We start from the raw sequence: 8289 nt of genomic DNA, 5'->3' as shown, positions 1-8289 counted from the left end.
GCCGCGGGGGTGGCCGGCGCCGCGGGTGCGGGCGGGGCCGCGGTGCTGTTCGGCGCCTGTGGCACAGCGGCATTCGGCGGCGGCGCCGGTACCGCGGCGGCGCCACCGTTGTCCGGCACCGCGTGATCCTGACCGGAGTCCGGCGGCGCCGGCGGCGCACCGGGCCCGGTAGTGACCCCCGGCTGCGCGGGCGGCGGGTTCACCCCCGGCTGCGCGGGTCCGCCGCCGGTCGACACTCCCGGCTGCACGGGGCCGTCGGCCAAGATCACCTCGCCGTCGTCGTCACCGCCCTGGTCCTCCTCGGCGGGTGCCGCGACGATGCGCGCGGCGCGGCCGGTCCACGGTGTCACCGAGGACGATTCGGTTCGGGGCGTACTCATCCCGCACCCGCCAGCACTCGCTTGATCCGGACGTCCGGTCCGGTGGGCAGCCGCCACACCGCTGTCGTGCCGGTGTCCGGATCGGTGCCGACCAGTTCGATCGCGTCCACCGCGACTCCGGCCCGGGTCGGCACGTAACCGCGGTAGTCCCAGAACACCAGATCACCGGGCGACATCGCGGCAGGATCCACACGCTGTCCACACAAGCTTTGCGCCGCAACGGTATTCGGCAGCACTAAGACCGAATTCGTTGCGGTGCCGGGACATTCCGACCCACCTGCCTGGGCGGCCGAGTTCAGCGCTGGGTCGGGCACTGCCACACCGGGCAGCACGCCGTCGGGCAGCATCCCGCCGGACGGCACGCTCGCCGCCTGCACCAGGCACTGCCCCGTCACCGCGCTGCCGGATGCCTGGTACACAACGGTTCTCGGCAGCACCGCCGGATCCCCCGCCACCGTTCCCGGCGCGGCCGGCCGGCCGACCTGGGCCAGCGCGAGCTGCCGCGCGCACTCGCCGATCGCGCCGGCGGCGGCCGAGCGCAGCGGCGGCTGCTGGTACGGCGCCGTCCGCATGGCCTGCAGGCAGGCCCGCTGCCAATCCGAGACGCCGGTGTCCTGTGGCCCGAGCGTGAGATCGGCGAACGGGTTGGTGGTCGGCGTCTCGGCCGTGGGCTGCGGGGCCGCTGCCACCCCCGGCACCCCTGGCACACCCGGCGCGCCGAATGTCATCGGGGCGGTGATCGACTCCGGCTCCGACGTCACCGTCACCCCCGCCTCCGGCCCGACCGCGCTCTCACACTGATAGTGCAGATCCGACGACACCGACGACGTCCAGCTCCCGAACGCGAGCACCACGACCGCCAAAACCGTTCCGAGACTGCCGATCAGGCCCAGCCCCACCAGCAGCCAGGTCGGCAGCACGGCCAGGACGATCAATCGCTTGATCATCGGCCGGCCTCACGTCCGGCTGCGCATGCGTTGCGCCACGCCCGACAGGTTGTCGCCGTAGTCGGCGGGCTTGGGGGTGCCGGCCGGCGGCGACATCCGTTTCCACGGCGACGGCTTCTTCCCGGTCGACCAGCTCTCGGTCTGCTGCGCTTTGTAGGCGACGTCGCGCACCCGGTCGAGGGCGGCACCGCTCTGCACGTTCTCCAGCAGGCCCTCGGTGGCCTCGTAGAACTCGCGTGCGTGCTCGGTGCCGATCCAGGAGTACATCCGCGACGCTTCGTGCTCGCCGATGTCGAGACTGCGCAGAGTCGCCATATGGACGGCGGTCGCGTAGTCGTTGCTGTCCGTCGCCACCGTCGGCGCCCACACCCCGCTCGCGTCCGAGATCAGGTTGCTCTTGTCGCCGTGCATGACATTCATCAACGCCTGCAAGCGTTCTCGCGACTGTGAGGTCTCGTCCATGCGCATGTACGCGTCGAGGTACTCGCGCTGGGGCCCGCCGGCGGCACCGTGGTCGAGCGTGACTCCGCGCTCGTGCGCCCGGCGATAGCGGAACGCGGCCCCCTGCAGGGTGGCCAGGTCGGCGGCGGCCTTGTCTTCGTCGCCGTCGAGCGATCCCGGCTTCGTCAGTCGCGACACCGTGGTCTGGACCCGGTTCACGGCGGCCAGCGCGAAGCCCAGCCGCTTGTCGTCGCTGGTGTAGTCGTCGGCGTTGTCGGCCACCACACCCCACGAATCGACCGCGTCCGCACGCAGTTTCGCGTCCAGGAACCCGGCTTCCATCAGGCCGTTGTTCCAGTCGCTGCGGCTGGCGCCCTCGTCGACCATGGCCTGGATGGCGGCCGCCGCACCTCGCGCGGTGCCGATGCCGCCGACCTTTCTCGCGGCGTCGCGGGCCGCCTCGCCGTAGACCCGGCGGTGCAGGTACGACTGCGCGTACCAGCCGGTCGGGCCACCGAAACCGTCCTGGCCCCACATCGTCCACTGGGCGAGCAGCGACCGTTTCTCCTTGGCCGCGTTGGGATTCAGCGGACTGCGGATCCCGCCCGCGAGCCACGCGGTGGCCGGCGAGGAGTTCAGGGTGCTGATCGCGCCGACCGTGCCGAGGAAACCCAGCCCGTGGCGCGCGGCGGACGCGTGCCCCATGCCCAGCGCGTACCCGCCGGAACCGCCGGAACCGGAAACCGCTCGCGCACCGCCGTTCTGGATGGCGAGCGCGAACCGGTTGGCGATCCACTCGTTGCCGTGCTCGAGGCTCTTCGACAGTTTCCGCGACTGCCCGATCGCGATGATCTCCACGATCGCGCCGATCACGAAGACCGCCATCACCTGCCCGCGGGCCTGCTCGAACAGATCGCCCAGGAACAGCACGTAGATGCCGAGAAAGGTGATCTCGGCGGTCATCCGCGCGGCGGAGAAGAACGCGTGCACCACGCACCGGATCAGGAAGTTCTGCGTGGGTCCGTAGATGTATCCGCCTGCGGCGAAACCGAAGATGGCGGCGATGCCGTAGTAGATCGAGTCCAGCGCCGACCGGACGATCCGGATCGCCAGCACCGCGCCGAACGCCAGCAGCAGAGTTCCCGCCACCAGCAACAGAATTCCGGCCCCGAGCTGGCCCGCGCTGGGATTGTTCGCCACCGCGAACGCCGCGGAGTCACCGCAGTTGTGGACCGCGGCCCGCACCCCGTCGTCGTCGCCGGCGGCCTCGGCGGCCGTCCACGCGGCCTTGCAGGCGGGCTGGTCGTCGATCACGTGCCCGAAGTTCCACACCTGCAGCGGACGGCGGGCGAAGTTGTCGGCCAGCTGGGCCTGCATCGACGCCACCAGCCGGTCGGGTTGCGGATTGCTGTCGCCGTTGAGGCCGGCCGAGATCGAGATGCCCAGATCGCGGCCCTGGGCCAGCCAGCCGTCGGAGGACAGCACGTCACCCAGCGGATCGGACAGGAACACGCCGCCCAGCACCACGACACCGAACATGGTGGCGACCTGGACCGCCGCCTTGGCGTGGTATCCGCGCAGCCAGAACCAGGCCACGAAGAAGGCGCCGATCGTGACGGCCGTGGTCAGCACGATCGGGACGGTGAGCTGCCCGGTCAGCGACTGGGCCACGCCGTGCAGGGGCGCCGCGAACAGGTCCATCCAGCGGAATCCGAGCACGTAGCCGATCAGCCACACCCCGGTCGTGACGATGACCAGCCAGCCGGCGAACTCCAGGTTCAGCACCAGCGCCTTGCCGCCGGTCAGCGGGTGCAGCACACTGCCGTTGTTCGTGGCGAAGACATAGCTGGACAGGGTCAGACCGGACGAGTCCCGGATGTCCATCCAGCTCAGGCCCGAGTTGACCGACGAGCCGCTGCCACCGGCCGAGGCGGTCGCCACCGCGCCCACCAGACCGGGGAACACCACGAACACGAAGAGCAGTCCGGTCACCCACACCGTCGCGCGCCGCCGCCGCGACGCACGAATCCAGCTGCGGCAGCGCAGCACCACGACCGCCGGACGCCAGCGCACCAGATCCCAGTGCCACGCACCGGATTCCAGTGGCGAGAGCCGAACTTCGCTGTGCGCCGACGGTGTCGGCGCCGGGTCCGCGGTTTCCCGCGGTGCGTCGAGCACGGGCGCGGTCACGACCGGACCTGCCGCTGAGCCACCACCGCGCGGCCGGTACTGCCCGGCGTGGAGCCGATCGCCGCCGCCCGGTCGGCGCGGGCCGGGCCGAGCACCTTGCCGCGGCCGATCCGGTTCAGCGCGTCCCGCATGAACATCTCGCCGCGCCGCTCCTCGGGCACCTGTCGTCCGGCCCCGACCGGCGGCGAGGTGTCCTCGCGCAGAATCTGCAGCAGGAACGGCGCTTCCGTGAGATCGACACCGAGCCACTCGAGGCTGTTGCGAGCCAGGGTCTCGTCCCGCTGCCGGAACACGAACCGGTTCGGGATCAGGTTGTGTGCCGCGCCCTGGAAGTCGGTGGCCGGGTCGTGCGACGCCAAACCGATGGCGGCCAAGTGCTTTCGGCCGTCGCGACTGAAGTCGGAGGTGACCGCGGCGCCCACCTGGGTCTGGGTGAAGTGGTGCGCCTCGTCCCCGACCAGCAGACCGAACCGGCCGTTGTCGGCCAGGAACGCCTCGCGCGCGGCCACACCCACCAGCTCGTACAGCGCGGTGCCCAGCCGCTTGGTGAGCGGCAGCCGGCTGTACAGGTGCGGGGTGGTGAGTTCCTCAGCGGTCGGCAGCGCCAGCTGATGGGTGCGGACCACGGTCGCGGCGGCGTCCAGCCGCAGCGTGGGCAGCCGGGGGTCGAACAGCACCGGCATCCGGTCGGCGACCGTGCCCAGCCGGGCCGCGAGGTCGGCGCAGTCGGCGCCGACCGCCGGATCGTCGCGCAGCTTCCGGACCACGGTGATCAGGTCCAGCATGCTCGTGATCCCGTACTCGGCGACACCGCGCGGCGAGAGCAGGGCACTCGCCGCCGCACCGGCGCCCGAGGTCGGCGACAGATCCAGCAGCGGCAGAATCGAATCCAGCGCCCGCTCACCCGCGATCCGCGGGTCGAACATGCGCAGCGGGTCCAGCGACACGATCGGGTTCGCCAGGTCGATCACCACCGCGTCGTCGATGGCGGACGCGAAATGCTCCCACTCCCCGACCTGACTGCGGTCGATGGCGAGGAACTGGCCGCCCATGTCGTGCACGAGGGCCGCGATCAGTTTCAGGAAATACGACTTGCCCGAACCGAGTTCGCCGGTCACCGCGAACGAGGCGGACAGGTCGTGCAGCGCCGCCTCCATGATGCCGAAGTGGATCGGCTCGAAATGACCCGACATCAGGTTCACCCCGATCACCGGCCCGCTGTCGTCGCCGATCTGGCTGGTGGTGAACGGCACGAAACCCGACCACATGTCCGACGGCACGATATGCGCGAAATCGTCGTAGGCGCGGCGCGGGGCGGAACCCGGAATGAGCATCGACCACAGGTCGACCTGCGCGCCCAGCGGTGCGGTGAGCTCGATCTGGAACCGCTTGTAGCGCCGCTTGAGCGTGTTCACCGCGTCCATGGTCTGCTCGCGGGACGCGCCGCCGACCGCGATCACCGTGGTGAACGAGACCTCCGACTCGCCGCCGTTGACCTCGAAGTGCTGGTTGTACTCGCCGAGCATCTGCGCCTTGGACAGCAGCGTGTTCTGCGCGAACGACACCTCCTGGTCGCGCTGGTCCATCTGCTCGCCCAGCCGGCGCAGGTTGGTCTCGTTGCTCTTGAGCACCGCGTCCGCGGACCGGGTGGACACCCGGATCCCCCAGTCCACGGTCACGTCCGGCAAACCGTCTATGACAGTGAGGAATTCGCTGCCGCCCGGGAAGGTCATGCCGGCGTAGGGGAATGAATGCGGGGTCAGCATGGACTGATACGAGGGCCGGAACTCGAAATCCGGCTGCACGACCTTGATCACGGGCACGAAGGACGGCCGAAGCCGGCGGCCTTGGTCGGCCTGCGCCCCCTCGTCCAGTGCGGCGGAACGGAATACGGCCGCGGTCGCGTCGTCCAGCGCGCCCACCCGGGTCGGGGCGACCGGGTCGCCGGCCGCGCCGCGCGACAGATAGTGCTCCCACAGCCACTGGAACAGCGCGGCCGGTACCGGCACCGGATCGAAGTCGCCACCGATACGGGACAGGATCTCCGCGGCCGTCTGCTCGAAACCCTCGAGTTCGGCGCGCGAGAGTGCCGCGGCGTCGGTGGTCGTGGTGCCGCCGCGCCACAGCCGCGCGATCGCCGACATCGTGGGGTTCGTGGAGCCGACCGGGATGGACAGCAGGAAGATCCGGGTCTGCGGGGCGATCGCACAGACCCGTTCGTAGGCGGCGACCACCTCGGCGGCGTAGTCGTCGCAGGTGTCGAGATCGACGCCCTCCACCATCTTGCTGAGCACGTCGATCGTGTTGTGCCGGGCCTGGATTCCCAGCAGCAGCGAGCCGTCGGGCAGGTTGGAGATCAGCGAGTGATGGGCCATCTTGACGTCGTGCTTGTCGCTGGCCTTGCGGAGTCCGTAGCCCAGCGGGTCGACGAAATAGGTGGCGGTGACCAATCCCGCGTGGGTGAATTGCAGATTCCCGCGAATTGCCGCGGTGGGCTGCAGATCTCGGTCGAATGCCATCAGTGCGCACCTCCGGCGGCCCGTAACGCGCCGCCGATCCGATCCAGTACTCCCAGTGGCGCCGCCGCGGGCGCCGTGATGTCACCGCTGTCGGGCAGCAGGACCACCACCGTTTCCTCGACGAACCAGGTCCGGTTGCCGGATTCGACGCCGACCGGCATCCCCGACGCCGAGACCGGCTTGCGGCTCACCAGCAGCCGGCCGACCCACCACACCCGCGACGACAGCCGCACCCCGGTGTAGGGCACCAGACCGAGCGCGAACACCACCAGCGCGGTGACCAGCACCCCGCCGATGAAGGTGACCGCCGGATTGGCCGGCAGCGTCATCGCACCGACCGAGGTGATCGTGAGCAGCACCGCGGTGGCCGCGACCTGCGGCAGGGTGTAGGGGCCGAACGGCAGCTTCTGCCCGTTCTGCGCCTTGCCGATCATGGTGGGCACCCGCTTGACCGGGGTGAACACCTTGATCACCTCACTCATCGGCAGACCGCTTGATAGGCGCACCCGGAGGTGCTGCCGACTACCTGCCCGGAGTCCGAGGTGGCGTCACTGACGATGGTCGGCAGGATCCAGAAGACCACCGCGGCCACGATCGCCGACCCGGCGACGGCCAGCACCTTGCCGGGCGACAGCTTGCTCTTGGCCGCCTCGGAGATCAGGATCGCCATGCTGGCGATGGTGAGGATCGCCAGGCCGATGTACCGGAACGCGTACATCACGTTGGTGAGGATGTTGTAGAGGCTCGTACCCATGGGGTGTCCCTTCTCGGGGTCAGTGCTGAGTGGGCGCCGGGATCTGGGCCGCAGCGGCCGTCGTCGTCGAGGTGACCGGGGCGGTGGTGGTCGCCACGGCGTTCCGGGAGTTCTGGCCCGTGACCACGGTCATCGGATACCGCAGTGCCGGAACGGATTCGATCGCGCGCACCTGCCAGCTGCCGGCGGCGCGCACCATCGCCAAGGGATAGGCCAGGGTCGGCACGCCACCGGCGTCGCCCTTCACGTTGACCGAGACCAGCACTCGGGCACTGTCCCCGCTGGCACCGCAGTGGCTGTCGTCCGCGCCGACCGTCACCGAGTCGACCGTCGTGAACGGCGCGGGCCGCAGTGCCGTGATACCGGAATCCGGTGTGGTGTAGCGGGCGATGTCGGCCGAGCCGGTCAGCAGGGCCTGCATGAAGCCGGTGGCGACCTGTGCCAGCGGTGTATCGGTCTGGCAGGTCGCGGAATAGGCCAGCAACAGGTCGGAACCGCGTTCGGGCGGCGGTACCTGGGCGGGCGGGGCCAGGGCGCGCGGCCGGCCGCCGACCACGTCGATACCGACCCGGTAGTACTGGCGCAGGTCGGCGGCAATGGGCGCGGCGGTGGTGGTCGTACCGGCGCCGGGAGGGGCCGCGGTGCTCGTGCCGGCCGCGCTGGAGGCGGGGATCATGGTGCCGCTCTTGGCGATCCGCACCGATACGGTTACCGCCCAGACCTCGACCGCGGAGTTGCCGTCGGTCCGGGTCGCGAAGACGACCTGCGGGTCCGACACCTGCCGGGGAGAGCTGGGCAGCGTGAGTTGCTGTGCGCCGCCGACGAAGTCGGCGATCCGTTCCTGTTGGCCGCTGGTGGCGCCCAGGTAGGAGGTTACGAAGGTCTCGGCGAAAGAGCCCACCAATTGGGCATTTCCGACGATGCCGAGCGTCGAGTTCTCCGACGGCCCGGGCGGCGGCCCGGAGAAGAAATCGGCGACGGCGTGACCGCCGCCGAGAATCGCCAGTACGGCCAGCACCCCGACGAGAATGTTGTCCCGACGGCGCCGGGCAACCATC

Annotated in this window: 6 protein-coding genes and 1 pseudogene; all 7 read right to left on the bottom strand. The window is 70.3% G+C overall.

Annotation, left to right across the window (positions count from 1 at the left end; all coding sequences use genetic code 11):
- Nucleotides 1-380, bottom strand: a pseudogene (locus EBN03_RS34115) (hypothetical protein); the annotation flags it as partial.
- Entirely contained in the window at nucleotides 377-1327 is a 951-nt protein-coding gene (locus EBN03_RS13755; protein ID WP_122188348.1) for a hypothetical protein, read from the bottom strand. The gene EBN03_RS13755 and the pseudogene EBN03_RS34115, both read right to left, overlap by 4 nt.
- 9 nt (nucleotides 1328-1336) lie before the next feature.
- Complete coding sequence (locus EBN03_RS13750; protein ID WP_122188347.1) at nucleotides 1337-3958, bottom strand: hypothetical protein; 2622 nt, start codon at nucleotides 3956-3958, stop codon at nucleotides 1337-1339.
- Nucleotides 3955-6477 (bottom strand): ATP-binding protein, encoded by a 2523-nt coding sequence (locus EBN03_RS13745; RefSeq protein WP_122188346.1) that lies wholly within the window; start codon nucleotides 6475-6477, stop codon nucleotides 3955-3957. Before EBN03_RS13745 ends, EBN03_RS13750 begins: the two co-directional genes overlap by 4 nt.
- Nucleotides 6477-6959, bottom strand: a complete 483-nt coding sequence (locus tag EBN03_RS13740; protein ID WP_199742760.1) for a hypothetical protein — start codon at nucleotides 6957-6959, stop codon at nucleotides 6477-6479. The genes EBN03_RS13745 and EBN03_RS13740 overlap by 1 nt, the downstream gene beginning before the upstream one ends.
- Nucleotides 6956-7231 (bottom strand): hypothetical protein, encoded by a 276-nt coding sequence (locus EBN03_RS13735; RefSeq protein ID WP_199742759.1) that lies wholly within the window; start codon nucleotides 7229-7231, stop codon nucleotides 6956-6958. Before EBN03_RS13735 ends, EBN03_RS13740 begins: the two co-directional genes overlap by 4 nt.
- A gap of 19 nt (nucleotides 7232-7250) precedes the next feature.
- Entirely contained in the window at nucleotides 7251-8288 is a 1038-nt protein-coding gene (locus EBN03_RS13730; RefSeq protein ID WP_122188428.1) for a conjugal transfer protein, read from the bottom strand.
- Nucleotide 8289: the final 1 nt, after the last annotated feature.

Origin of the sequence: Nocardia stercoris (assembly GCF_003696265.1) — a bacterium.
In the GTDB taxonomy this organism is placed as follows: Bacteria; Actinomycetota; Actinomycetes; order Mycobacteriales; family Mycobacteriaceae; genus Nocardia; species Nocardia stercoris.
This window is presented reverse-complemented; position numbering and strand designations above follow the sequence as displayed.